Source organism: Klebsiella sp. BIGb0407, from assembly GCF_024807845.1.
Lineage (GTDB): Bacteria > Pseudomonadota > Gammaproteobacteria > Enterobacterales > Enterobacteriaceae > JGM124.
On the sequence record NZ_JANUEQ010000001.1, the window covers coordinates 1,162,267 to 1,188,961 of the forward strand.

The 26,695-nt window shown below is 43.5% G+C and carries 26 protein-coding genes; 11 read left to right on the forward strand and 15 right to left on the reverse strand.

Annotation, left to right across the window (positions count from 1 at the left end):
- Positions 1 to 320 precede the first annotated feature (320 nt).
- The 4 genes from M2387_RS05455 to M2387_RS05470 all read right to left on the reverse strand — a co-directional run bounded on the left by M2387_RS05455 (position 321) and on the right by M2387_RS05470 (position 2,091).
- Positions 321 to 1,160 carry a hypothetical protein gene (locus tag M2387_RS05455; protein WP_259047671.1) on the reverse strand — a complete coding sequence of 280 codons (840 nt, stop codon included), beginning with the start codon at positions 1,158 to 1,160 and terminating at the stop codon, positions 321 to 323.
- The gene (locus M2387_RS05460; RefSeq protein ID WP_259047673.1) at positions 1,135 to 1,314 is read right to left on the reverse strand and encodes a hypothetical protein; all 180 of its coding nucleotides are present in this window, start codon (positions 1,312 to 1,314) and stop codon (positions 1,135 to 1,137) included. Before M2387_RS05460 ends, M2387_RS05455 begins: the two co-directional genes overlap by 26 nt.
- Before the next feature lie 73 nt (positions 1,315 to 1,387).
- On the reverse strand, positions 1,388 to 1,552 hold the full coding sequence (locus M2387_RS05465; protein WP_259047674.1) for a hypothetical protein: 165 nt from the start codon (positions 1,550 to 1,552) through the stop codon (positions 1,388 to 1,390).
- An 80-nt stretch (positions 1,553 to 1,632) separates the two neighbouring features.
- Positions 1,633 to 2,091, reverse strand: coding sequence for a hypothetical protein (locus M2387_RS05470; protein ID WP_259047676.1), 459 nt, complete (start codon positions 2,089 to 2,091; stop codon positions 1,633 to 1,635).
- Between the two features lie 1,157 nt (positions 2,092 to 3,248).
- Here M2387_RS05470 and M2387_RS05475 point away from each other — a divergent pair.
- Positions 3,249 to 3,620 (forward strand): YagK/YfjJ domain-containing protein, encoded by a 372-nt coding sequence (locus M2387_RS05475; RefSeq protein ID WP_310572757.1) that lies wholly within the window; start codon positions 3,249 to 3,251, stop codon positions 3,618 to 3,620.
- Between the two features lie 357 nt (positions 3,621 to 3,977).
- Here M2387_RS05475 and M2387_RS05480 read toward each other — a convergent pair whose 3' ends face one another.
- From M2387_RS05480 to M2387_RS05490, 3 genes are all read right to left on the reverse strand, one after another.
- Positions 3,978 to 4,790, reverse strand: a complete 813-nt coding sequence (locus M2387_RS05480) for a hypothetical protein (RefSeq protein WP_259047678.1) — start codon at positions 4,788 to 4,790, stop codon at positions 3,978 to 3,980.
- A 498-nt stretch (positions 4,791 to 5,288) separates the two neighbouring features.
- Positions 5,289 to 5,867 (reverse strand): recombinase family protein, encoded by a 579-nt coding sequence (locus tag M2387_RS05485; protein ID WP_259047680.1) that lies wholly within the window; start codon positions 5,865 to 5,867, stop codon positions 5,289 to 5,291.
- 853 nt (positions 5,868 to 6,720) lie between these two features.
- Positions 6,721 to 8,487 (reverse strand): hypothetical protein, encoded by a 1,767-nt coding sequence (locus tag M2387_RS05490; RefSeq protein WP_259047681.1) that lies wholly within the window; start codon positions 8,485 to 8,487, stop codon positions 6,721 to 6,723.
- Positions 8,488 to 8,979: 492 nt separating this feature from the next.
- On the opposite strand from M2387_RS05490, the gene M2387_RS05495 reads away from it, so the two are divergent.
- Together M2387_RS05495 and M2387_RS05500 are read left to right on the forward strand one after the other, a co-directional pair.
- On the forward strand, positions 8,980 to 9,834 hold the full coding sequence (locus M2387_RS05495) for an HNH endonuclease (RefSeq protein WP_259047683.1): 855 nt from the start codon (positions 8,980 to 8,982) through the stop codon (positions 9,832 to 9,834).
- Positions 9,815 to 10,168 carry a nucleotide pyrophosphohydrolase gene (locus tag M2387_RS05500; RefSeq protein ID WP_259047685.1) on the forward strand — a complete coding sequence of 118 codons (354 nt, stop codon included), beginning with the start codon at positions 9,815 to 9,817 and terminating at the stop codon, positions 10,166 to 10,168. Before M2387_RS05495 ends, M2387_RS05500 begins: the two co-directional genes overlap by 20 nt.
- A gap of 288 nt (positions 10,169 to 10,456) precedes the next feature.
- Here the strand turns inward: M2387_RS05500 and M2387_RS05505 are convergent, their stop codons facing one another.
- Both M2387_RS05505 and M2387_RS05510 read right to left on the reverse strand, forming a co-directional pair.
- Entirely contained in the window at positions 10,457 to 10,726 is a 270-nt protein-coding gene (locus tag M2387_RS05505; RefSeq protein WP_259047687.1) for a hypothetical protein, read from the reverse strand.
- Between the two features lie 341 nt (positions 10,727 to 11,067).
- Positions 11,068 to 11,310: a hypothetical protein gene (locus M2387_RS05510; RefSeq protein WP_259047689.1), complete on the reverse strand. Its 243-nt coding sequence runs from the start codon at positions 11,308 to 11,310 to the stop codon at positions 11,068 to 11,070.
- A gap of 979 nt (positions 11,311 to 12,289) precedes the next feature.
- Between M2387_RS05510 and M2387_RS05520 the strand changes: the two genes are divergently transcribed.
- Both M2387_RS05520 and M2387_RS05525 read left to right on the forward strand, forming a co-directional pair.
- Positions 12,290 to 12,556, forward strand: coding sequence for a hypothetical protein (locus M2387_RS05520; protein WP_259047693.1), 267 nt, complete (start codon positions 12,290 to 12,292; stop codon positions 12,554 to 12,556).
- 47 nt (positions 12,557 to 12,603) lie between these two features.
- Positions 12,604 to 13,608, forward strand: coding sequence for a DUF4062 domain-containing protein (locus M2387_RS05525; protein ID WP_259047694.1), 1,005 nt, complete (start codon positions 12,604 to 12,606; stop codon positions 13,606 to 13,608).
- A 112-nt stretch (positions 13,609 to 13,720) separates the two neighbouring features.
- Here M2387_RS05525 and M2387_RS05530 read toward each other — a convergent pair whose 3' ends face one another.
- Both M2387_RS05530 and M2387_RS05535 read right to left on the reverse strand, forming a co-directional pair.
- Complete coding sequence (locus tag M2387_RS05530) at positions 13,721 to 15,076, reverse strand: tyrosine-type recombinase/integrase (protein ID WP_259047696.1); 1,356 nt, start codon at positions 15,074 to 15,076, stop codon at positions 13,721 to 13,723.
- Positions 15,077 to 15,349: 273 nt separating this feature from the next.
- Positions 15,350 to 16,687 carry a sensor domain-containing protein gene (locus M2387_RS05535; RefSeq protein WP_259047697.1) on the reverse strand — a complete coding sequence of 446 codons (1,338 nt, stop codon included), beginning with the start codon at positions 16,685 to 16,687 and terminating at the stop codon, positions 15,350 to 15,352.
- A gap of 519 nt (positions 16,688 to 17,206) precedes the next feature.
- Here M2387_RS05535 and M2387_RS05540 point away from each other — a divergent pair.
- The 3 genes from M2387_RS05540 to M2387_RS05550 all read left to right on the forward strand — a co-directional run bounded on the left by M2387_RS05540 (position 17,207) and on the right by M2387_RS05550 (position 22,193).
- Entirely contained in the window at positions 17,207 to 18,403 is a 1,197-nt protein-coding gene (locus M2387_RS05540) for an MFS transporter (RefSeq protein WP_259047699.1), read from the forward strand.
- A 309-nt stretch (positions 18,404 to 18,712) separates the two neighbouring features.
- On the forward strand, positions 18,713 to 19,897 hold the full coding sequence (locus M2387_RS05545) for a multidrug effflux MFS transporter (protein WP_259047701.1): 1,185 nt from the start codon (positions 18,713 to 18,715) through the stop codon (positions 19,895 to 19,897).
- A 202-nt stretch (positions 19,898 to 20,099) separates the two neighbouring features.
- Complete coding sequence (locus tag M2387_RS05550) at positions 20,100 to 22,193, forward strand: TonB-dependent receptor (protein WP_409039425.1); 2,094 nt, start codon at positions 20,100 to 20,102, stop codon at positions 22,191 to 22,193.
- A 23-nt stretch (positions 22,194 to 22,216) separates the two neighbouring features.
- On the opposite strand, the gene M2387_RS05555 is transcribed toward M2387_RS05550, so the two are convergent.
- On the reverse strand, positions 22,217 to 22,774 hold the full coding sequence (locus M2387_RS05555) for a TetR/AcrR family transcriptional regulator (protein ID WP_259047703.1): 558 nt from the start codon (positions 22,772 to 22,774) through the stop codon (positions 22,217 to 22,219).
- 209 nt (positions 22,775 to 22,983) lie between these two features.
- Here M2387_RS05555 and M2387_RS05560 point away from each other — a divergent pair, with 209 nt between their 5' ends.
- Positions 22,984 to 23,301: a helix-turn-helix domain-containing protein gene (locus tag M2387_RS05560; protein WP_259047705.1), complete on the forward strand. Its 318-nt coding sequence runs from the start codon at positions 22,984 to 22,986 to the stop codon at positions 23,299 to 23,301.
- On the opposite strand, the gene M2387_RS05565 is transcribed toward M2387_RS05560, so the two are convergent.
- Positions 23,276 to 23,650 carry a type II toxin-antitoxin system RelE/ParE family toxin gene (locus M2387_RS05565; RefSeq protein ID WP_259047707.1) on the reverse strand — a complete coding sequence of 125 codons (375 nt, stop codon included), beginning with the start codon at positions 23,648 to 23,650 and terminating at the stop codon, positions 23,276 to 23,278. The genes M2387_RS05560 and M2387_RS05565 overlap by 26 nt on opposite strands.
- Positions 23,651 to 23,997: 347 nt before the next feature.
- On the opposite strand from M2387_RS05565, the gene crcB reads away from it, so the two are divergent.
- Entirely contained in the window at positions 23,998 to 24,378 is a 381-nt protein-coding gene (gene crcB / locus M2387_RS05570; RefSeq protein ID WP_259047709.1) for a fluoride efflux transporter CrcB, read from the forward strand.
- A gap of 9 nt (positions 24,379 to 24,387) precedes the next feature.
- Positions 24,388 to 24,774, forward strand: a complete 387-nt coding sequence (locus M2387_RS05575) for a CrcB family protein (RefSeq protein WP_259047710.1) — start codon at positions 24,388 to 24,390, stop codon at positions 24,772 to 24,774.
- Positions 24,775 to 24,804: 30 nt separating this feature from the next.
- On the opposite strand, the gene M2387_RS05580 is transcribed toward M2387_RS05575, so the two are convergent.
- Both M2387_RS05580 and M2387_RS05585 read right to left on the reverse strand, forming a co-directional pair.
- A complete protein-coding gene (locus tag M2387_RS05580) occupies positions 24,805 to 26,208 on the reverse strand; it encodes a carbohydrate porin (RefSeq protein WP_259047711.1) in 1,404 nt (467 codons plus the stop codon).
- Between the two features lie 182 nt (positions 26,209 to 26,390).
- Positions 26,391 to 26,693 (reverse strand): PTS lactose/cellobiose transporter subunit IIA, encoded by a 303-nt coding sequence (locus tag M2387_RS05585; protein WP_259047712.1) that lies wholly within the window; start codon positions 26,691 to 26,693, stop codon positions 26,391 to 26,393.
- Positions 26,694 to 26,695: the final 2 nt, after the last annotated feature.

Sequence of the window (26,695 nt, forward strand, 5' to 3'; positions counted from 1 at the left end):
AAAAAACCGGGATTGTCCCGGCAGATGTTTACAGTAGAAAAACATTATCAGGTTGCACATCGGTAATAAGACTCACTAATTGAGCGGAACTGTTCAGTGACACGCTCTATTTAGGTCACAAGTCTTGGCGATATCCCAGTGATGAGCATGAAGTTACGTTTTTTTATTCCGAGCACAGTTTTTAAACAAGCTGGTCAGTTCTGGTTTTTGGTCGGGAAATTCAAGGATTGATTTTCTGGGGCTTTCATCTTGTCAGCCGTTACGGTCATCATTCTTCATTTCCCTCAGTATTAAAAAGGTAGATCTTCTTCGTATTCCAGTTATGGCTGAGATGTTGGTATTGTTGTCGATAATAGATGTGAGGGAACATGCCGAGGTTTGGCCTCAGCCATGTACTCGTCATTAGTTCTGACAGTCACACCGTCTCGCATATCCTGTGTATAACGCGCCGCCAAATAGACGTAACGGAAACTATGTAAAGTGCCATCATCGTTGCGGTGAGGGGCGTAGTCTCCTTTCAGGCTGTTAATAAACGCCTCAGTGATGACACCGTGTTCATCAAAGATTTGAACTTCCTGAGCCACCGCATTATTAATATTGGTGCCAGCATTGCCGTTGTCGTCGTTAGACTCAACATCAGCTTGCTGCCCAACAACAGGCGTGTCACTGACAACGGGCAGGCTAGTATTCTGACCAGCGGATTCGTCTGCGGGTTGGTTAGTGGATGCGTCAATAGGTGCCTGCATTTCGGATTTGCCATTCTCCTTTTTCTCCTCGGTTTTGGGTGTGACTTTCTCGCGGGTTTTCATCGCAAGAAACTCCTCTACAGAAGTAGCAGTATAAATATTACTCGTACCTTTGCGCTGTTCGATGGTCAGTAATCCCAAACGTTCGAGTCGGGCAGTACGCCGTGTCACCGTTTTCACATCACAGTCAAAGCGATCTGAAATCGTTTGTCGGGTTTGGTAGCACTTCATTTTTTGGTAACGAAACGTGAAGAAGAAGCCCCACCAGGCCAAATCATCACCATCGATCTTCTCAACCGTCCCAGCAGGAGTACGCACATTTTTACCCAGCATCCCAAGGATCTCATTTGGGATCATGGCAAATTTTCCGCTTACCTCGGATTCGTTGTTATTTTTTTCTGTCTCGTTGCCCATCGTATTCTCCTTCAATGGAATTCTTCATGTTTATTTGGATGCGTTCTGCCTCTGCATCCACGATTTTATTGATAAATGTTGCAATAGGTGTTCCGGTACGGCGGCACTCTTGCATAAGTGCGTCCATTGTTGAGTTGCTAAACGTCAGTTTCATGACGTTCCTCCTGTTCGTCGGATATAGAAAATCAATTCTGCTATAAGAATTGGTAGTCTTGTGACTGTCATTCTTATGTTGTGTTCCCTGTTGAGGCTGTCGGTTCCTCGTCCCGTTCTTGCAGAATTTTTGCCGTGTTTCTACACATGGTTACGATCATACTCGCTAATGGAATTCCACGTTTTCTGGCTTTTTCTTGAAGCGCTAAGTGCATCGGCTCGTCCAAATTAATTTTCATTGCTCATCTCCTTTATAGACAGGCAAAAAAATTCGCCAGCGATCGCAAAAAGCGAACTGGCTTAAGGTATGAGTAATTAATTAAAGGCTGTTGTTCGGTGTGATAACTGCCGAGAAGTTACCCGCGACGTTATAACCGTGTTGTTCCAGGTTCTCTACACCGTGGGTGGCAACCAAAAACATGATCACCTGCTCGGGCGTTACATCTAGATTGAATCTCTCACGGTACAGACTGCGGTATGCCTGCAACACTGGGTTCAGAATCTCGATCAGGGATTGACCATTAGCAAACTGTCGGGATAGGGGGTTGAGGATCATCTTGACCGTGCTGGCACTTTTCGCCTTCTTCTTTTCCCGTTTCAGGATATGAAGTGCAACGGCAAGTTGCGGGTATTTAGCATGAGCTACATCTGCGCCACCATTACGGGAGATGAAACTCCATAACGCTGCTTTGGTGTACATTTCGTACATGATGGAGTCAGCAATCTGTTCGCCAGTCATAGTGGAAGGGGTAACACGTTGGGATGTAGATTTGTTCATTGGGTTCCTCCGTTGGATTGATATTATCGGAGGGTCATTTTGTACCCATTTGGTCAGGAGCCATCACAGGGCTGCGATGAAACCTTAATTTGTTAAGAACAACGTTATCAGTGATCATTGTAAATAGCAAGCACTTATTTTTTAAATAAAAAATTTCGCTATACTAATATCACACATAAATACCTTCAACGTCAATTGTTTTTAAGTGGCGCTAAACGAGCCATATCGCTCTCTGCTGCGTCCTTCCCATACCCACTATCATCTCTATTACCAGAGGTGTTACAGTGCTTCTTAGGTCGCTCTCGTTAAAGATTTTCGGGATGTGTGACATGATTTTCAGGGGGCTTATCTGCCTCCACCCCACCTCGTCGGCGCAACTCGACTCTCGCCTATTGCTCGTGACAGGTTTCCAAAATTACTACCGCGCCGTTGGCTTGCTTCCCAAAAAAGTTAAAGACTCCCCCAAGAGATTCATCATTCTATGATGGAGCGATTGGTTAGGGAGTGTTGCCTAGTGGCTGGCTTGTCCAGACAGTAGGCTTACACACTGGTGTTGGGTGCTTTAGCGGAGCGTTATACAAATCAACAAAACAACAAAAAGAAGAACCTAACACCCTAAAAGATTTTTTCTTTAGTCCTTTGCCTCTCTTCTTTTAAGGTCTATTAAAGAACGTGATGTAGTTGTAGGTTTATTATAGTTCTATTTTAGGGACACCATGCTGCCCCACCACTAGGGGCACAATAGTATCTCACCCCCAAGGACATAATTGTGTCCCACCCAACCTAAGACACTATGCTGTCCCCACTGCAACAGTGATGAAATCTGACAAAGACAACCCCACTTGCTGGTTATAACAGGTATAGGATGCCATCGGTTGGCTGCCCTCTCTCCGTCACCGTTACCATAACTCGTTAGTCAGCCAGTAAACCCAAAAATAAATCAGCTTAAATCCTCTTCAATTGCTCGAAAATTGCCTGTTATTCACCGCGTTAATGTTGATTTCCGTACGGACTATCATATAAATTCTGTGCACTAGATGAGCGATGGATATGCCGAAAATCCAAGAAATACAAGGTGTTGACAAATCTATCGAGTGGTATCAAGTGATGAGTTGTTAGACAGGGTGACATCCCCCCGCTCTCAGTTGATGTAAATTTTGCGACGGAAAAAATTACGTGAGCGCCTCAAGTCCAAAAATAAAAGGCCGCCGAATGTCACCACTCCAATTAACAACTTTGCTTTTGGCTGGGTACGGGAAAAAGAAACAGCTAAGCAGGTTCACTACCATTGTTGGATTGCTCTTCCCCATCGACAGATACAACGATTGGGTGGTCGAACATATGGCATCGGCAACGCGATTATGGAAATTTGGTGCCAACTGACAGGTGGTGAAGATACGCTGGTCGAACTCTTAGGCAAGGATGAACGGTTCCCGACCCACTATGTTATTGAACGAGATAAACCGGAAAGTCTGGAAGGTGTTTATTACTGGGTATCCTATCTGGCAAAGGTGCGGGGTAAATACTAAACAGGAAAAGGAGATCTCGTTCATTCAACTTCACAATTAGGCAACAAAAAAGTCAGCGATCAGAATCCTTAGCCAGACACATCATAAGCAATACAGATGGTTAGATAGTGACTATTATTGCAATTAGCTATTCAGTACTTGCTCTGACCCAGAGCTTAATGGTCGGTTTTATCATTGTTTGAAAATCAAGCTAAAACAAATTCATGCCATACGCTGAATTAATAAATTATGATATGTTATCAATCAAGAATGAAAAAATGTGAAAAATCAGCAAAAATAATGACATACTTAATTAATAAAAAGTTGGGTGTTACTCCCCCCAACTTTATTATTAATAACACAAATTGTTAGTGAACTTTAACGATAAGGCTGCAATTTTTTTCCATGCAATGATTCTTCAGTAAAATAAATCTCAGGAACCAAAATACCCTCTGCATAAAGTGAGAATGGCATGAATGTTTTTCCATAATCACCAAATAAATTCGCCTGATAAACCAGCCCCATATTTTTGAAATTAACTTCAATTTTTTTATCTACTAAATTACGGATTATTTCATCTTGATCTTTTGTATAATGACGATGAATCCATCCTCTTAATTTTATTCTTGTATCAAGATCTAACTCTACCATTACACTATTTAAATGCTCTAGCTTTATAATATTAGTGAAATCTACATCATAACCAGCGAGCATTAAAAAATGATAAAGCCGGAAAGACGATTCATAAAATTGCCGAGAGCTCATATTCCCAGAAAAAATTCCCGCAAACTGACTATGTAAACCACTTTCACTAAGTCTGTACTCGAGGTTGTAATGCCCAGATGGATGACGATGTACTTTAAGACTAATCTTGCTAGCTAAAAATATATTTGTATTAGGGATTTCTTTTCCAAATCGAGATGCAAAGTTCGCATTTAAATTTTCTAAATTTTTTTTAATTACCGACTTGAAATATTCAGGGTATTCCTTGTGTTCTGAAAATTTCAGATCATAACAAAGCGCTGATCCACTTTTATGTCCAAAGGAATAGCTTACTGTATTTTTAACGGCACGCATTCGAGAGTTAGAGTTTAGGTTAACGTCATTTTTATAGTCAAACAAAGGATAGGCTATATCATTAATGACTGCGGATAACATAGTGATATGATCAGGTGATAAGATAGGTTTCATTATATAGCTCCATAACATTATACAATACGCATACATACAGCTCTTGCTGTGACTATGTCTATCTCACGTCTGTATGCACAAAATATGGGCTACAGTATTGAAACGGGGGCACGATAGAGCTCATCCGTGGCTCCATCATATGGCTGCTCATCCAGAAAAACAAGTTTTTTATTTATGTTGTTATTAGAAATCTACGAAGTAAATTTTCACTTTCTATTTATTTTGGTCGAATAGAAATGGTATGTTTTTTGCTTACTCTAAGTTGGAATTTTTAAAATGGGTACTATGATTCACTTACCTCATTGGCATGCCAGTTACGTTTAATTGTCCGTAAACTCAAACATAATTCAAGCGCTGCTTTGGACTGACTCAGCTATTTTGCTTTGGCCTCCTGCACTCGCTTAAGTTTTTCCTTTGCTACCGGATGACCTAACTTCTTATCCTCCGCTTTAGCCAGAAATAAACATCAGTGGCTAAAAACTGATATCGGAAGAACAGTCAAACTTCATTCTTGATATTCATAACAGTTCTTGTACTAATTTTATACAGCTCAGCTACAGCACGAATAGTTAGCCCATCGTTGAGAGACTTTCTAACAGCTTGGCGGTCAATCGATTTACCCTTACCCCGTCCAGTAATGCGCCCCGCTGCCTTGGCAGCCTGATACCCTTCTGCCTGGCGTTCTAGCATCGTCTCTCTTTCCATCTGAGACACAGCCCCAATGATACTGAGCATAAGGTTGCCAAATTTATTCTTAACAAACTCCCGCTTGCCATCCTTCTCTACTACTTCACCAGTGATAAATCCTTCTTTATGGAATTTTACAGCAACCAATTTATTGCTGAGTTCATTAACTGTGTTTAATAGGTCAGCAGTATTTCGGCACAATCGGTCGATAGAATGAATATGGAGTACATCACCATCCCGAACATAGCTCATCATGTCTTTGAATGCTGGGCGGTCAGTATTTTTCCCACTTGCCTGGTCTTCAAAAATCTTATTAAGAGTTACCTCAGCTAACTGACGATCTGAATTTTGTTGTGTTGTACTTACTCGAATGTAGCCAATGTTTTCCATGTTTCAGCCTGTTGTAGTTTGAGCGGCTAAAACAAATTACAACAGCGTATTACTTTAATCAATGCAAATTACAACAAAAAATGGCTGTTTTGGTGCATTTTCCTTGTTGTAAAATAGCAAGGCTTATTGCAACGGCAGGTCGTTAGCAATGTTGGGGATTTTCAAAAAATATGCTCTCCTATCGATGCTCTGTATAAGTTCATATGAGGAGAAATAAAAAGTTGCTGCGCTATAACTCACTTGTACTCTCTCCGCCGGAGGCCATACAGAACGCCCAGAGTGACTTTCTTTGTAGCATCGCACCTATGTTTGGTGGCATGTTCAGGGCTGTGAAAAGAGCGATGGAAGTGTTGATGTAATCTATTAAGATATTTGAAAATAATAAGTGATTTTTTTCAATCGGCGGGATTGTCCGCCAAGCAATTCTGAGAGTTTTACTGCAGATATTTTTTCGGCGGGACATATAAACAGGGGGGTATTACACAATTCCCTCGGGCAGAGGTCAGGGCTAGGGAAAGCTACCCCTAAGAAGTCTTACTTGAATATGGGGTACGTAAATTTTAGTGAGGCCAGCACAACAGTAAAAAATTACATCACGGATGTATTACAACCAACTTAGACCCCACCAATTTAATGGTAATTTGATGCCGAATGAATCAGAACTATTATGCTATAAAAACTCTAAGGTCGTTGCCAGTACTGCTTACCGCTATATTCACAACACCTAATTATATGTAACGGTTAACGGAAAGTCGGCTATAAATTTTTAGCCGACTTTGTTAATGATTGATTTCATATAAACTGGTAGATAGGAAAAAGTCATCCAACATAGCACTATTTTACACTCAAGAGTCTATGTTTTACTGGGTTCAGTCTTTTCAAACAATAATTTCCCAATCCACCAAATTGATTGACCAAAATTGGATATTAGCTGTTCACCTTGCCTCAGGAATGAATTACTGGAGTCAATACCCGCAAGCTCCAAGGCTTCCCCTATTTTCGAGCTAGTAGGATGAGCATCTCCTACTCGCATATCGTACGCCCCTGCTATGGGAGCAAATACTTTTCGAGCTTTCTCGTGTCCAACTTTTTGAGCCAATACGTCTTCAAGAAGTTTATTTGACCCCAGTTTATCCTTATTGGCGTGTGTCGAAAGTTTGCGAAGCTCGCGAACATCTAACCGATCAGAAAAAATACGTACGAGTTCTTTTGCTAACCTTAAAAGGGACGCTTGATCTTTGCTTGCGAAGCGGGAAATGTGCCTCATAGCCTCATTACAATCGATTTCATGTGTGAAAAGCGGAACGTTGAAAACTTCTCTAAAACCACTTTCAAGCAAATCTATGACTTTGAAAAATAGCACTTCCACCGCATAGGTAGATGCAGGGTTAGCTTTCATCTGAGCATCCAAAAGCTCGCTTGAAACCTTCCCATCAGGAACAACATTATGAGCTGCCCATATGTGCTGCTCCCACGCTGGAAGGCGAGCTACATCATAAGCATAGATAGTTATTAAATCGGAAGGATTTATGCCGAAATGAGTTGAATAGCCAGAAGTGGAGACGATCCCTCCAGTTGCTGCTGAATACCATTGAAGTGAAAAGCCTCGAAGATTAAGAAGTTCGTTGATTATGCTGGAGCGAAACCACAACCATCTCCCAACATCTTCATTATTTAGTTCGACTGATGCCAAACGAGTTCCATCTGTTTCAACGATGAAGGCTGGAAGGTTTTTATCAGAATCTCCTCTTACGCGAGTGCTAATCTCATGATGTTCAATCCACTCATCTCGCCAGAACTCGCCCTCGATTCGAACACCTTTATAACTTCCTTCTCGGCCTTGAGATTTTTCATAATCGGTATTTTCGTTAGTTTCAGGTCCCATCACGGGTGCATCTTCATCTTCGTCGACATCAGTTCTCCATGCTCGGAACGTAGCCCAGCTACCACCAAACACGTCATTGATTTCGTCAATCCGTAACTCATATCTTCCACCATCACGCTGCTCTTGGTGGCTTTCCAAATTTGCATATTGGCTAGTTTTAAGAGAAGCTATATTTTCTACTCTTTGACGGTAGTAAGAAAGTCGTAACGATAGATTCCTAGCTGCTAAGTAATCGAGCAAAAATTCTCTTTTAATTTCGATTGAATTTTGTTCACCATCTTTATCGAGAACTTCACGAGCGACAACTACAAAATTTTCTTCCGGTCTGACCCATTGTTCTCCCTCTTTAATGAGGCGGAGTGCTGCAACAAGGTCAGGATTGAGTATCCACTGCCTTCTTCCAACCACTGGCAGAGGCAGTTCCAAAACTAAGTGAATACCAATCGGATCTTTATCATCATATTGATACTCATCAATCGCAGAATAAGACCCATCCTCGTATGCGTAAGGAGCTATCGTTGTGCTAATCCCGATTTCCCCCCAGCTTAAGTCTTCGGCTACTTCTCGATTCTCTGGTGGGAATGCGACTGAGCCACATCCAAAAAACTCACTGGTGTAGCCGATATCCTTGACATTTCTTTGCTCATTATTTGATGATTGCCGCAAAGGTATCCAAGTTGATTTGGAAAACGTACGTCGAGTCTCTTTTTGTTGAAGAATCCAATCTTTATCCATCTGTCGTTAATCCCTCATGAACATAACTGAATAATCAAACGTTCCGCATTCGATATGAGTAGCAAGTTATCCCTAGCTTCCAAATATCGTTGAGTACTGCTTTTTACTAACCAATTGTATCAATTCGGACGCATATAGAAACATAACGCAATAAAAAATCACATGTGCGATTTTTCTTAAGAGCGAGCCTTTGGACGTAAAGTGATTAAACTCTAAAATCTCGATGGCAGTCCTAACATTACGCTAGTGTTTTCTTTTTGCCGAGTGTGATTTTTGAGGGGGATTGCTTGATAGTAGTACCCATGAATTATAATACCGTGCTGGTGGTATGCGGGGATATTTCTATGCTAGCTATGACTAAGATAAGGGGACTGATATCTTTGTTACTGGAGAGGGGACATCCGGTGAACATCATAGAGAATTATTACCAGCATATTGTTTAGTCTTATAATAATATTATGTGAATACACCATATTATTATAAGGCAGCAACATGATTTGGGCAGTGTACATATCTGATAAACCACACTCGAAAATTAATTTTCCCATTGGCATGGAACAAGGCGTTTGGGGTGTAAAGGAAGCGAAGAAGGGGACTGTTCTTAATATTAAAAAAGGTGATCTAGTCGCCTTTGTTTACTCAATTTCTTGGCTAAAAGCGGAAGGTGCACCACCTCCTGGTTTCTCTCGCGTAGGGAAAGAGCAACTGCATAATTTCCGTGGGTTAGTGAAGAAACTCATTATCGGAAGAGTTACAAAGGATTTCTATACTTCCACTGAAATTGTCTGGCCTGATGATGATTATCCATACCGATTCAATTTTGAAATTGTGCAGGATTATGGTGAGAATATCTATTTTGGTACAGAATTCTTCAATGAAGCATTCGTTGAAGCTGTACGTTATTCTGCCTGCACACAGGGTTCTATTACTCTAGCCGATTCGATAGATCAACTGATGGATATTCCCTACGCCGTGGATGAACAATCTGGCGAAGAGTTATCTTCTGAGATCTCAGGGCATGAAGGTAGAGTGATCACGAGGTTGCATCAGTCCCGAGAAAGAAACGCAAAAATTGTTAAACAGAAAAAAGATCAGGTAATTAAAAAAACCGGTAAGCTGGAATGTGAAGTTTGTTCAATGGATTTCAGTAATGTGTACGGTGAATTAGGTTTAGGTTTTGCTGAGTGCCATCATATCAATCCTTTAAGTTTTAGGGATAAAAATGAAGAAACTAAACTTTCTGATCTTGCGATTGTTTGTGCAAACTGTCATCGAATGATCCATAGAAAACGCCCATGGCTAACGCTTGATGACCTCAAGGGGATTTATGAAAAGCAAAAGTCTTGAGGATCTGCAGGAAAAATTAGCTGACTTTGCCAAGGTCAGAAATTGGGATAAATTCCATTCCCCCAAAAACCTTTCAATAGCACTGTCAGTTGAAGCCGCCGAATTAAATGAAATATTCCAATGGCTAACAGAGGAAGAAAGCAAGAATCTCAATCTTAAACAGTCAATGCAGGCCGAGCAAGAAGTGGCTGATGTTTTCTTATACCTGCTTCAACTTTCAGGAAAATTAGGTATAGATGTCATTGATGCTGCTTATAGAAAACTTGAACTGAATAATAAAAAATATCCAGTAGAAGCCTGCTTTGGCTCAGCAAAGAAGTACACTGAGCTTTAATTCATCGAGTGGTTACAGGATACTTTTTGCTTACAGTGACAATTATTATCCACGTTGAGATAGAAATTTTTAAACTTGGCGGGTAAAAGTATTCGGGAGATATCCCCTAGTTCCGTTAGCCAAGTAATCTACTCAAGGATGATAATGTCACGTATGCATACCTACCTTTATCTTCAACGAGGATAGACAAATCAATATCGTTTGATTGCATGGCGTAGGGCTTTGAACGCTTTCGGCTATTTGTCGGATCGGGGGCAAAGAGGCAGAAAAAACTGCCTCTGAGGGATCTTACTTGAAGCTCTTAAGCGTATACTGATATGACATGTCATTATAGTCAGCATGAAGCTCACTGATTTTAAGACCGGAATCATCAACCGTGAATGCAACGTTGAATGGGACATCACCCGTCCCACTCCAGCGATTTGAGGATTGCCCTGATTCTCGCCAAATCACGTAATCATTAGAGAGTTTGCAGTCAAAGGAAAACAGTTGATTGTCCGCTGGGCGACGATACGAAACAGTGTACACGCCAGCAATATCAGTCTTCACTGCTTTCATCGTATTGACTTCGCGCCCAAACAATCCGGCTATTGTTGCCCTACAGATTTGTTAAGCCGTAAAAGGCTTAGTGTCAGCAGAAGCCTTATTTACTGGAGCAGCCCGTTTTACTTTAGGCGTGGCAGGGGAAGTAAACTCCGCACTTGTTGATGCTTCGCTGGTATCAGATAAATAAACCTTAGAGTATGACATCCATACAATCCCACCAAAAATTGCTAAATAAAATAGCCTTTTATACGGTGATATATAAGGATCACTGACTCCACATGAGGGACATTGCTTTGCGCTACTGGAAACATTATGTCCGCATTCCCTGCACGTTTTCATCGCCATGTTCGTCCTTAATCATTCACTTCAACAATCCAGCGACCGCCACGATCTTTAATGATGTACTGATAGGTGTCGTCGCAGAACACTTTAAATGAGTTACTAAAGTGAGCAGGGAAAACCCCAGTTACTACGTCACACTTGTAATCTGCTGATTCAATTACTGCTTTAGCTGCCGCCTTCAATTCAGGTGAGCCAGTATTTGCATATGCATTTCCCACCATCAACCCCACCACTACCAGAAGTATCTTTTTCAAAATCTGTTCCTTACTCAATTTTCAGAAGAAAAGTCGCGCTCATTTTCAGTGGCTTTACCGATCAAATGCACATAATTGATCGATTTTATCGATCAATATAGGGGTAAATAAATCATATGCTCAGGATATTCTTGGGGGGAATTTCAACGAGGAGAAGAAGAATGAGAGGCTACAGACGGGCTTTATTGCTAGGACTACTAGTGTCCTTCAATGCTATGGCAGGAAGAATAACGATGAATGCCCCAGAGCAATCTACCACCGCTAATGGGCAAACCTTGTGTGTGTACAGCAACAGCATCTACACCTTCACTCATGTGAAGAAGTCGAAGAAATGCCCGTATACCAAAACGTTCAAAACGGAGGATGCAGAGTAGTTTTCTAGATTTTAAACACAGTGCCTATGCCTCATTAGCTTCTTTCCAATCCCATACCATTAAAATTTTGTGGCGAGCATCTAACGGAATTGAAGCAACGACATGATTAGCTCATCAAGATGAATGAAAAAAGAAACTGACTGGGGTTACGTTGTTGGACCTCTTTTTCTATTTTTATCCGTGTAATGGACTAAAAAACTTCTTCGTTGAGTTTAAGAAATCAGCACCAAAACAAATTTATCATTTTTTTTCATCTCATTGACAACGCTTCAAGGCCTTATGTGGCGTGGACTTACAGGAACTCACATTCCACGACATGATTTTTTCGCCAAAATCAATACTTGTTCTAAACGGATTCCTTACTAGAATACTCGACATGTAGGGATTTGTGCTTTCATAAAAACTACATGTAGTGCCTACGTTGAAATTATAGACGTAAAAAAACCGGATTCGCTTTCGAGAACCCGGCTTATTAAAAAGCATGACTAATACGAGTTTGCAGACTCATATGAATCTCTGCCTTGCCTTCATTTTTCACGGCTTGATTGTGCCAGGCAAAGAGGATCATGTAAACCTTAAAATGAACGCTCATTAAGGAGCAATACATGACTATTTGTAAACAGTCCCATAGATATGACAGTATTTTCATTAGCTTACCTCATGATCAAGGTGGCGAAGGTCGTCATAAATGCTGTGGATGTGCTTATAACCAAGGTTACCGCGCTGGCTTAACTCGCACAGATCAAATTTGGGTAGATTTGGCTGCTCTACCTGATAGCCAAGCGGGAACCGTTCGCCATAAAAGTCCTCAAGCTGCATATGCTGACGGGTATCGTGATGGTGTGCGTGAATCCTACCGCCACGCTGGTTAAAGTTGAATGAAGGGGCTTCCTGCCCCTTCCTATTTTAAGGAATAGAAATGGATAAGCGTTACCAAGTATTCGTAAGCTCAACTTTTACCGATTTGGAAGAAGAACGGAAACACGTTATACAGACGCTGATGGAAATGGATTGCATCCCAGCTGGAATGGAATTGTTTCCGGCAATCGATGAAGGTCAATGGGAATTCATAAAAAAAGTAATTGACGACTGTGATTATTACTTGCTGATCATTGGTGGTCGTTATGGTTCTGTCGCAGAGGATGGATTAAGTTACACCGAAAAGGAATTCGATTACGCTGTCTCAAAAGGTTTACGTGTCGTTGTTTTAGTACACGAGAATCCTGACAATCTTCCTTTAGCAAAATCGGAAAAGGACTCTAAACTCAGGGAAAAATTAACATCTTTCATCGAAAAGGCTTCTACAGGAAGATTACGAAAATCATGGGCAACTGCTAGCGATCTTCCGGGATTAGTTGCATTAAGTATGAGCAAAACTATTAAAACTTATCCCGCTACAGGCTGGGTTCGAGCAAATCAAACCACAAAAGAATCCGATTTAAGAGCACTAATTCAATTACAAAAAGAAAATGAAAGTATTAAGTTAGAACTCAATCAGTTAAAGACACAGCATACAAAAGTAGAAGATCTTAACCTTGCTGATTTCGAGAGTATCTTCAATTTCAAATGCCAAACTACATATATACAGAATGCTCGTGAAAGGAGCTCAACATGGGATGCTAGGATGTCATGGAAAGAGATTTTTACTATCATATCTCCCTATCTCACACAACATCTTAATGAATCTATTGTATCAAGAAATATAGGTGATGTAGCTAAAGAAAAAGAAAACCAAAGCGGAAGTACACCTAAGATTATATCTCAAGATTTAAAGACGATATCAATCCAATTACAAGCATATGGACTAATCAAGGTTGAAAGTCTTAAGACAACAGCAGGAAGATATGACTTATTTTGGAGTTTAACCAAACGAGGCCACGATGAAATGATGCAGCTCCGTACGATAAAAAATAGATTCAAGTAATATAACCAAAAACTCCCCTATTACGCCCCAATTCTTCGGGGCTAATTTTTAATCAGCATCAAGCGAAACTATGAATAATATTACGGCAAATTAACGTTGTAATATGTAAAATCTATTTCCAGCATAGGCCGTCAACAACATAAGTAACTGCGGATAGTGGGAACGTATGCAAATAGCGACGGGTAATCCCTGTACCGCTCTTTTCATGTCCCACCACCTGCTGCAAGTGCTGCAAATTACTAACCCAGCCAGCTAAGCAGGTCGAAATCATTGTGTGTCTAAAACTATGTACCAACCGCCGCTGCCCATAATCATCCAAATACGGAATGCCAAGCTGGTCACGGACATCAGCCAAAACTTTTCCGATCTTCGGCATGTTCTTGCCCGACACTGGCGAGAAAATTTTCTCCTTCCACTGCCGATTAACAAAATCAAGAAACCCCCACTCTATCAACTTGGGATGTATGGCAACCTGCCGCGTAGCATTTTCGGTTTTCCCTTGCCCATCTTCCGCAATCAGAAGATAGTGTCTCTGACTGTCATCGTCATACCTGATCTGTGACTTCTCGAGCTTTGCTATCTCCCCCCTTCTGGCTCCAGTGTATGCCAACAGCAAGATGACCCACTTCTGCCAACCATCAGGTTGCTCAAGCGCCCATCCAACAAATTTTTTCATCTCCGTTTTGTTGTAAGCACCAAATCTCGTTTTCGATGGTGCAGCAACAACACCGTCAGTTGGTGACTTATCTAAAATGCTTTTATTGTCAGTAAGGAAGGTTTTGAATAACGACTTGTAGATTTTAAGATGCTTATGGATGGCCTCAGCTCCCACTAAGTCATTGGCTGGTACGTCATCACATTCAATTAGTTGCTGAATAGTCATTGAGCGATATGGCTGAACAACACGCTTGGGCAGATTCTCGATGACTTCCATCACCTGCTTAATGTCCTGCTTAGTAATGGTCATGACATCAGTTGATGCGCCTAAGACGACAAGCAACACCTCCATAAATCGCTCATTGGCTTGGGTAATGGCCTTAGCCCAGTTGCGACTCTTTTCTTGTTTATACATACCCCATGCGTCAGCCAGAGTTAGCACTTCCTTGGGTTCGGCTTGTTTCTGGGATTCATGAACAACCGCAGGTACGACACCCTCTCGGTATTCCTGTATTACGCTTGGTGGCGTCCCATTGCACTCACCAATAAAAAATTGTTGTGCCAGCCAATGTGCATTCTGCTGCTTTAAGCTGTCACCAAAATAAGAAAGACGCTTACCAAACTGATCCGGCCTGATAACTCCCCGCTGAACCAACGGAATGACAGGTAGAGCAAAAGACATAAGTAATTGCGCCTGAGCGTGGCTGTCGGTCTCAAGAGATTTACGAAAGTATTTATTATCAGGCAGACGGAAGCTGACGTAGTAGATTCCGTTACGGATGATGGTGTGATTGATAGAAGTGTGTGCCATTTTGTTTGTCTCAGCGAGTGACAACATAACAAAATGAGGATAAAAAAATCGGCAAGCCTTTGATTTATCTCTGGAATAATCGCCAGGACTACGCTGGCATTATCCAGATCAGGTGGTACGGATATTTCTCAGCCTTCACTAGGAAGGGCACCCCGAGTCATTTAAATCAATATGTTGTGACTGAAAATCTGTGAATCACAGAGCGGAATAATGCCAGCGGATAGTCAAAGATACAACCGCTATAAATATTCATTCTACCGCTTTATCAACGAATTAAGTTCTCCGTTCATTTTTGGCTAAATACATGGCCTTGTCGGCATACTCAAGTAACTGACGCTCATCGATACCATGCTGTGGATAGAGCGCGATTCCGATACTGGGGGCAATGTTCAAACTGTGGCCTTTAAGGCTAAAAGGCGAATTGAAAGTATTAGCTATCTTTTCAGCTACCATAGCAGCATGTTCAGGTACCATTATCCCCTGCAGTAAAATCACAAATTCATCGCCTCCGACACGCGCAACGGTATCGGATTCACGTACACATAGCCTCAGGCGCATAGCAGTTTCCTGCAGCAGTAGATCGCCAATACCATGACCCAGCGTATCGTTAACCTGCTTAAATTTATCAAGATCGATGTACAACAGGGACAGATGAGCCTGGTTTCGTCTTGCGGTGGAAAGCGCAACTTTCAGCCTGTCATACAACAAGCCCCGGTTCGGCAGGTCGGTGAGCTGATCGTACTGCGCCATATGCTGCAGCCGGGCCTGTAATTGCTGACGCTCAACGGCTGTGGCAATTTGCGTCGAGACAAACTGCAGTAACTCTCTATCTTGCTCGCTGTAGCACACACCGCCCGGATAGCTTTTAACAACCAGTACGCCAATGATACCTCTATGAGATTTGAGCGGCACGCCCAGCCAGCACAATGGCGGCATACCATAGGAAATGTGCAGATCTTCCTGACGGGCAGTCATCGTTTCTGAGGTATACAGCAGAGGCTGCCCCGTCTCAATCACCTCAGAGTAAAAGGTGCCGGGGATCAGCGTGAAAGAGTCAGGCGTCGCCATAAACTCATCCACATGATAGGGAAAACTCAGTTGCCCGGTTTCATCGTCGTAAAGCGTGACGGAAAAATTGTCGACGGGAAGCAGCGTGCCGACTATCTCATGAATACGCTGGAATAATTTTAGTAAATCTTCGGTCGTGTGTACCGCTTCAGAAATAGAATAAAACGCAGACTGTAACGATTCAGAGCGTTTGCGCTCCGTGATATCACGGGCAACACCAATACGCAGTTGCTGGGCGGCTGACCAGCATGCTGACCACATGATATTGACTATTTGCCCATTTTTATGAACGTAGCGGTTCTCAAAATTAAACTGAGGATTGCCTGACATTACCGCCACGACCGAGTGTCTGGTGAGTTCTCTGTCTTCAGGCAACATCAGGTCAAACATATTTTTGCCAGTCATTTCTTGTGGCGTATAACCGAAAATACGTTCGCATGACGCACTCACATAAACGATATTGGCATTCGCATCGACTGCAAAAACGGCATCCAGCATGATATCAATAAAACTACTCAACGGTGCGTGCGGGTTCGATTCCATAAAGAGATTAAAACCTGAGTATAAGAATGAATACGACTTACTTTTACGCCAGATGTCTGTCGTCCATTAACACACATTGCCATGCCTTGTACTAGTGGTTAGAAGATAGTATATGAACAGGCTAACATTCAATGAAAAACTTAACCGTTCAAGCTGAGGTTGTATCCACTAAACCGATGAGTTGCTCAATAGCTGGCTCATCCATATAATTAGCGCCAATACAAAGAACGTTATCTCCCTTCTTCCGAAGAGACAGCTTCATGGTTTGCACCTATTTCAAGAAATCTGTCACCAGACGCAGCTCCGCGCAATCGAAAGATGAAGCGTTGTTCGGAGCCTAATCAGAAGCGATTCGCTTCTTAAACACTTCATCAGATAGCCAATTCTTTGACGTATACAGCGTCCGTTTTGTGCTACCTGATAGTCAGCGTTTATGGGTTATCCACAGCGGTTTATCCATCACTATTGATGTTTTAAGCATCGATGACGGATTATTGAATGACCCATGAGTATCGAAACATGACGCAGCACTCTCGCTGGAAAAAGGACGTTATCCTTTTCTTTTCCGCCCAAACCACCTCGTTGTTTGGTTCGTCTATCGTACAATATGCCATCATTTGGTATATCACACTGACCACCTCTTCCGGGCTGATGATCACCCTTTCCACTCTGTGCGGCTTTTTACCTCAGCTGCTGATTTCGCTGTTTGCTGGCGTGTGGGTAGACCGCTATAACCGCAAATATGTCAGCATGATTTCCGACGCGGTTATTGCCCTCGTTACCCTGCTGTTAGCCGTTTCATTTATGCTCGGCTACAACCCGCTGTGGCTGCTGTTTGCCGTATTAGTAGTGCGTTCCTTTGGAACAGGGATCCAAACACCAACCGTGAATGCCATTATTGGGCAGATAGTCCCCAAAGCGTATTTACTGAAGGTTAATGGCATTAACAGCACGATTAACTCACTGATTATGCTGTTTTCTCCTGCCGTCAGCGGCGCGCTATATGCCATAACCTCAATCGAAAAAATCTTCTTTATCGATGTGATAACCGCCGCCATTGGTTTAGCTATCATGTCAGTGCTGAAGCTCGCCAGACTCTCAAATGAAAATCTTCACGGCAAATCCAGTATCAGCGCAATAGGAGAGGGTTTTCGCTATTTACGTAATAACCCATTTGTTAGCCATCTGATTTTGTTCCTGATTGTAATGATGATCCTCATCAGTCCTGCGGCCTTTATGACGCCGTTAATGGTAAGCCGCTCATTTGGTCCGGAAGCGTGGCGACTGGCAGTAAATGAGATGTCATTCAGCGGCGGAGCTATCGCAGGCGGTTTACTCATTGCTGCATGGGGGGGATTTGAACGACGCATACTCACCACACTGCTGGCAGGTGCGGCCTATGGCTTGCTGATGATTGCACTCGGCTGTGCACCGATATTTACCGTTTATCTGCTGTTTAACTTTATGATTGGCATCACCATGCCATGCTTCAACGCCCCCGTCACCGCGCTACTACAAGAGAAAGTTGAGCCAGAAATGCACGGACGTATTTTCAGTCTGGTACAGGTTGCCAGCTGCTGTTCACTCCCGTTAGGTATGGCACTGTTTGGCCCTCTGGCCGACCATTTCCGTATTGAGCATCTACTGATTCTGTCCGGTAGCTTAGCGCTGTTGCTCTGTATTCAACTTTTTTTGAAACGCCAGTTAGCTGATTAATTGAGCATCCCCCACAGGGGCGTCTGGATAAACTGACTCATCCAGACGTCCCTGATGGAGCGCTTACCTTTGTATCAAGCACGTTTAAAGAAAGAATAAAGACGCCAGCCTGGTGCCCGGATATGACAAAAAATGAATGTTGAACGATTATCGTTATAGTTTAAACGGTTCATCAACGAAGAAAAAATTCCCCGCTAAAATATTGTACAAAAGTACGAAAATAATATACTTATGGCCTTCGACACTTGGGTAACTCACTCAATTACCACATAAATAGTTGGGTTAAGCAGCATGTCTTTGACCGAAAACATGAGTACAATCCGTATTTCTACTGCCCTGCTGATTCTGTTAGCGCTGCTTACTGCCTTGGATGCAGTCGCAATAGATATGTATCTCCCGGCCATGCCCGCTATTGCGGGATCCTTGCAGGTAGATGCCGGACGTATCCAGCAAACCTTAGTCGTATTTCTCGCCGGGCTGGCCATTGGCCAGGCCTTGTATGGCCCTTTACTCGACAGTTATGGCAGACGCATGCCCTTAATTGCCGGGATGCTACTTTTTATTCTCGGTTCCGCTCTGGCGGCGCTTTCTGACTCACCGGAAATGCTTACCGCTGCACGCTTTATTCAGGCTCTCGGGGCGGCTGCCGGTCTGGTGACGCCTCGTGCCATTGTCAGTGATGTCTGCACCGTCTCCGAATCGGCAAAAATTTACTCCATTCTGATGCAGGTGATGATGGTCGCGCCGATCCTCGCACCCCTGATTGGCGGTCTGGTACTACAGACGGCAAGCTGGCACGCCATTTTTTGGCTATTAGCGCTATTCGGTGTTATTGCCCTGCTCTGGTGTCTGTCTGGTTTACCGGAAACGCTCCCGGTGGAACGTCGTGTCCGACTGGACGGGAGATCGGTATTACGGAGCTACGCGAATATGCTGGCACACCGGGATTTTATGGCATACACGCTGGCGGGCAGTTTTATTCTCGGCTCACTTTTCACCTATATCAGTGCCTCAGCATTTATTTTCACCCATGATTTTTCCCTGAGCCCGGCCACCTTCAGCTATCTGTTTGCTCTGAACTCAGTGATGTTAATTTGCGGAGGTTTTCTCAGCAATAGTCTGTTAACACGCGGATATAGCGAAAAAACACTTACAGTGGCGGGTATTATGGTTCACGGGCTCGCCGCCGCCAGCTTGTTGCTTCTTGTCTTGAGCGGTACAGCCTCACTGATAGCCTATGCCCTGCTCATTGCCCTTGCGATAGGTTCTCTCGGCCTGGTTTTTGGCAACCTGACCGCGCTTACCATGCAACATGCCCAACAGCAGGCAGGCATCGCCTCATCCATCATGGGTTCAGTTCAGTATTTCCTGTCGTCTATTATCGGGCTTATCTATAGCAAATTAGTTTTCGGGCTGGAGAGTTTACCTCTGGTGATGCTGGCCTGCAGCATTATTGCGGTGATTTTTGTCTTAAAAGTAAAAACAAAACAATAAATGCCGGCTGTCATCAATGGCAGCCAGTACGCTCTGTGATTTTGTATTGATCCCCTTTTAGCTGTTTATCAGAACTCATGATTAACCGTTTTTTATTTATTAATTGAAATGCCAATTACTCTCATTGCCATTATCGTTATCAGTAGGGGTTATTATTGTCTCCGATACTGGCGCGTCTTTTTTATTTATTAATGGACTCAGTATGAAAAAAAATAAACTCACTCTCGCAATCCTCTTCTCGGTATCTATGCCAGCACTTGCTCAAAACGAGACGATGGTGGTGACAGCGAGTGGCTACGAGCAAAAATTAACCAATGCACCCGCTTCTATTTCTGTGATTGGTCAGGATGAGCTCACGAGAAAAAACTATAGCGACCTGGGTGAAGCCCTTAGCGGTGTGGAAGGGGTTGATGTGCGTGGTGGTACCGGGAAAACCGGTGGGCTGGATATCTCTATTCGTGGTATGCCCAGCAGCTATACGCTTATTCTGATTGATGGCATACGCCAGAGCGCCAGCTCAGATACCACACCGAATGGTTTTGATACCCTGAATACCGCCATGATGCCGCCACTGTCAGCGATTGATCATATTGAGGTGATTCGTGGCCCAATGTCTACGCTCTATGGATCCGACGCCATGGGTGGTGTTATCAACATTATCACCAAGAAAAATACTCAGGAATGGCACGGTGGTATTAACCTCTCACACTCCGTGCAAGAACATAATAAATGGGGTGATACTTCTACTATCGGTATTTATACCAGCGGCGCGCTTATTCCAGATACACTGGATGCCGTGTTACGCGGCAATTTTGAACACCGCCAGGGTTCAAGCGTCACCAGCCTGAGTGACAGTGGCGCCAATACGCGCGTCCCCTACCCAACCAAAAGTGATAACTACTCTGTTGGTGGGCGTCTGAACTATCACACCAGCGATAGTAATACGCTGTGGATTGACGGTGAAACCTCACAGCAAAAATACGACAATCGCGAGGGCCAGCTAGGCCCTGTCGGTATCAGTGGCGGTGGCTATGATCCCGAATTACGTTTTAAGCGTAATAAAGTCGTCGCGGGTCATGATACTGACTTATCCTTTGGTCGCTGGAGTTCTAATCTCTCTTATACCGTGACAGAAAACAAAGGCCGTCTGTTAACCCCCCGTGTACTCTCTGAGGCAAATAGTGCTCTCGCAGGCCAGGCCCGTGAGTTAAAAAATACCAATACTATTTTTAATACCAGCCTGATTGCTCCCCTTGGCGATAGCCATTTGCTGACACTAGGGGGTGAATACTGGGATTCTCGCCTGAAAGACGGCATCGTACTGGCAGACAACGGGGAAACCTTCAAACAAAAAACCTGGTCCCTGTTTACCGAAGATGACTGGCAGCTCCTTGAGCCTCTTTCCCTGACCTGGGGAGCGCGGTATGAAAAACACGACAGCTTCGGCGGACATATCAGTCCTCGTGCTTATTTAGTCTGGAACGCTTTGGATGACTGGACGATAAAAGGTGGTGTCAGTACGGGCTATAAAACACCCTCCCTCTCTCAGTTACACAGCGGCGTGAGCGGTGTAGGCGGTAACGGATTAGAGACCACCATTGGTAATCCTAATCTGAAACCAGAAACCAGCATTAACTACGAAACCGGGTTATATTATGAGAATGACAGTCAGGTAAAAGCAAATATTACCGGTTTTATCAGTAATTTCCGTAATGCTATTGAAACTGTTCAGCTGAACGACTCAACCAAATCATATCAGAATGTGGGGAAAGCGATAAACCAGGGGATTGAGTTTGCGAGTTCATTCCCGGTGGTTATCCCTGAACTCACCATGAATGTGAATTACACCTGGACTCACAGTAAACAACGTGGCGGAGACAACCCGGGCGCACCTCTGACAAATACTGCCCGTCATGTCGCCAATGCGAAACTATCGTGGCAGATAAATGACGCCTTCACGTCATGGGTTGCGGCGGAATATCATGGTAAAACGCCACGCTATACGACTAATCCCGATAATCTTAGCCCAGTAGAAAAAATCGTCTATGACAATCGTGGCGCCTACCTCAAAGCCTGGACGGTAGTGAATATGGGCGGCGCATACCGTGTTACACCGCAGTTAACCGTTAACGGCACGATTAATAATCTGCTGGATAAAGATTTCTCGAAAGTTGACCTTTATCAGTCAGGCCGCAGTAGTGTTTATGCGGGAGATTACTTCCAGACGCTGGCGTCTACCACCGGCTATGTGATGCCCGGACGTAATTACTGGGTTTCACTGAACTATACGTTCTGATAGAAAACACGCCCGCAGGCCGCTTATTCAGCTTGCGGGCTATGTACGATGGCGTGAAATACCGCGCGGATCAAATCTTCTGCCAGCAATGTTTCCGGCTCATCCAGAATACCACGCACCAGCCAGGCATCAATAAATGAGACGGCTGCGCGCGCTTTATCAGGGGTTAACTGTAAATATTCAACCAGCAACGCTTCATGGACATGTAACCAGCGCATGGCACTCGGCCGTAAAAGTGGGCGAGAGACTGCGGCAACATACAGCTCATATTCGGTATTCAGACGCGAACGCTCACTTAACGTCCACAGTACAAAACGCGTCAGGATCTCCTCAGTCGTTCCCGTTGTGTTTTGCTGCAACCAATTTTGAGTGCTGACGCGAAACTCTTCAACCGCCAGCTCCATCACCGCCATAAGTAAGTCATCTATAGAGCGAAACTGGTAGGTGGTGGTTCCCAGTGAAACCCCCGCTTCTGTCGCTACCGCCCGATGAGTACAGGCCTGTAACCCTTCATTACGGATAACCTCAGTAGCAGCTCGGATGATCCTCTCTTGTGTGACTTCACTTTTGGAATGCGACATAAACCGCCCTTGTTGAATACCATAAAACTACACCAATGATAATACTCTATTTTAAAGATAGCGGGCACGAGCGAAATCATCTGCGCTATCCCCTAATTCTCGCTAAAGAGGACTACGAGTGATAAGTAAACTGAACCATTCTGTACAGTTGCCTTGACAGGGTATCTAAAATATTAGATATTGAGGTTCTCATATACAAGGAGGTAGATATGGCTTTGAAATTCTATGAAAGTCCATTTCATGCGACATTTGATACTGAAGTGGCGAGTAAAATGGCCATGAAAATGGACTTATCCATCATGATTACAAACCTAATCAAAGAAAAAGGTTGGACACAAAAAGAAGCTGCAGAAAAACTCGGTATCAATCAGTCCCGCGTATCAGAGCTGAAAAATGCCAAAATAGAACTGTTCACTATTGATGCAATGTTCGATATGTTAGACGCGTTGGGTTTCAGAGCTAAAATGTCTATACAAAGCTTGCATCAGGCATCGATCGCAATCACCGAATCTGAAACAACGAGTTAGTTTTTTTTACAGCGCTCAGCCTCACGGACATCAGCCATAAGATCTTTAAGTCTCTTTTCAGCAATCTGTTGGGCTTTACGATCAACACCATTGGTCGTTTTTTTAAAGAATGTAAAACAACGACCGTATCAAGATACTTAGCGATATAAATACATCGATAAGCAGGACTACCATTTATTTTTAACTCAATAATACCCATACCAACACTCTCTAAAAAGTCTATTGGTAACTGAGGATCTTGTCCGTACTGAATAAGACGTAAATCTTTACCAAACTGAACCTGTATATCCAGAGGCAGGATTTTATATTCTCTTTCAGCAGCATTGTTCACAAATGCAAACTTTTTCAATGACATCTCCTTGTCAAATTATCCGTTACTTTTTTAGTATAAGATAAAAAGACAGCCTTAATGACTAAAATAACTTTACTAAATACTTCGATTTATTTTATTTAGATAACGACGATATAATTAAAAACATAGTCATAAGAATGTTAATAAAACCCAGTCTTAATTATCACCTGCCTCTGAGTAATGGCTACCTTTAACATGTTTTCGAAACAAGAAACTGACTATTTCTGGAATAAAAAAATGCTTCGACTAAGGTTAACGTTGTACAACGTTTGTATGGAACAGGTCTTCAATATCATCATGACCAACAAAAAACAGCCATAACCAACTGAAAAAAGAGCACTCTTATGACAGCAATAGATATGTTTTGGGTCGGCATCGGCGGAGGAAGTGGCTCACTTCTGCGCTGGTGGGTGGGGAAAATGACCGGTGAGCGTTATCAGGGTAATTTTCCTCTCGGCACCTTTATTATTAATATTTCAGGCGCTTTTATTATTGGTTTTTTAAGTACGCTGTTCGTCATTGACTGGCATGACCGCTTCGGTTCATTTCTTCATGCCGCAATTTTAACCGGTATTCTCGGGGGATATACCACATTCAGTAGTATGCAGCTGGATGCGGCAAAACTGGTGCAGACCAAGCAACAGGCGCTCGCTCTGGGTTACTTATTACTTTCTGTTGTGACCGGTGTTGCCGCTGCGGCAGCAGGCGTCTGGCTGGCAATGTAAGGAGCCCGCATGAATATGGCTATTCTGATTTTTGTCGGCGGCGCGCTGGGCGCAATGTGTCGTGAATTACTGATGCTGGGTGTTCCCTCGCTCAGTGACGGTTTTCCTCTGGATATTTTTGCGGCCAATATCATTGCCTCGTTTTTACTGGGCATCACCGCGGCATTACTACAGCGTAAACGTATCAACCAGTATGTGAATGCGCTGGTAGCAACCGGGATAATGGGCGGATTATCCACATTCAGTAGCTTTGTCTATGGCGCGTTTGAAGTCATGACATCTCCCGGGTTATTACTCATCGGCGTCGGCTATTTAATTATCAGTATTATCGTCGGCTTTCTGGCTGTCATCGCGGGGCTGTATCTGGGAAACTGCGTCAGACCTGGCACCGAGTAACTGCCAGAGCAGTTACTCGGGAGCAGAAACTTAGAACCAGGCTTCCCACATAGCCCCTATATTAAAGGCATCAAGACGCGTATTTTCCGTATCATTGGTGGTGGCTGCGGTATGTTTGTTATCGACTTCGCCACCGGTGACATAGAAGCGTAACATCGGTCTGAAATCCGTGCCCATATCGATAGAGACGTTCTGAGAAAGCGTCAGTTTCCAGCCCTTATTATCCCCGCCTGTTTTGTAGTCCACATGCTGATAACCGGCTTCAAGCCAGGTGGAATAGACATCGTTCCAGAAATGCATTGGACGCACGATCAGACCATAGTTACGGCGGTTCTCATCTTTATGATTACTGCGGTCATAGTCGTGGAAGGCGGCCAGATAGGTGACTGAGGTTTGTGGGGTAAATTTGTAGGTTCCCTCAATGCTGGTATAAACAGTGCGTAAATCACTGGTTTTATAATAGATGCTGTTATCTGACTTGTCCGAATAGCGGGTAACCCATTTATTCTCGATATTTTCCCCGCTATGACCGAGGACCACAGCCGTTTGCCAGGCAGTGAGCCTTTCCTGGCTTTCAATGGCCTTAGAATCAAAACCATAGTTGGTATACAGTTCAAAATCGATAGGCCCCAGCTTGATTCCGTGTAATTTTGAGGTCACCGCATAGTGGCCGTTATCGCCGGTTCCTGAGCTGCCGGTGCAGGTAATACGCGACGGGTTAGACTCGTCGGCAATCACTTGTGGGCTGCAGGACTCGACTGAGCCCACGCCCGCCACGTCTAACTTAACGCCGCCCAGGTCGAGATTTTTGACCCCGGCACCCTGTCCGTCATGCGTCATCCAGAAGTAGTCGTTAATACCCTGCTGAGGCCGCTGATGGAAATCACGCCCTGCCCATAAATATGCATCAGGTTGAGATTCAAACAGATTGGTTACCCCGGCATAGGCTTTTTTCAGGTTAACTTCATCCCCCCAGTGGTCGAGCATCACCACCACATCCCATATCGCCCCGTTATTCCCTTTGAAAGCCTTCGAAAGCTGGAATTCCCCACCGTTGCCCTCATTGCCCAGACGGCCGATAGCGGAAGAACCATTATATGAGCCATCCACACCGACATATTTCATATCACCGGTCTGAATCTGTGCCCCATATCGCGCATAGGCATTAAATTGCAAACCATAGGGAATGGCCGTATCCGGCGTTGGCGGCAGTACGGAAGAGGTATCAACGACATCGATATTTTTAGTTTGCACTAAAGTCGCATCGAGTTTTTCCTGTCGTTCAGCCAGTGCTTTTTCTACCGCCTGAGCGACGATTTTATTTAACTCTTCAGAGCTAATAGTAACTTGTGTGGTTCCTTGAGCAAATACAGATATCGGACATAACGCAGCGATAACCGCCATCGTTAATGGAAGCTGTTTAAATATTTTCATCGCAACCTCTATTGATTAAATTATTATTCAGACAATAGCTATTTCGTTCAGCCGAGCAGAATTATTGCTCCATGGCTAAAATAATTTTTATAATATATAATGCAGGGTATTAAAGTTAAGATTCAGCCGTAATCATCTCTCCATTGATAGTGGATAATAAAAGATTATTTGTATTAGTAATATTAACGCTGATAAAGATGAATAATTTCTTCTGATAACTCTCTGGCTAATAAAGATGTCATTAAATGGTCTTGAGCGTGAACCATAATAAGCGTCATTGGCTGTTTTGCCTCACCTGCATCCTGCTCAATCAGCTTAGTTTGCATATGATGAGCCTGACGAGAAAAGGTATCAGCCTCAAGGAGTAAACTCTTTGCTCGCGCAATATCGCCGGTACGTGCAGCCTGAAGCGCTTCAAAACACAGGCTTCGCGATTGTCCGGCGTTAACGATAATTTCCATTACCGCCTGTTCTAAATCTATCATTG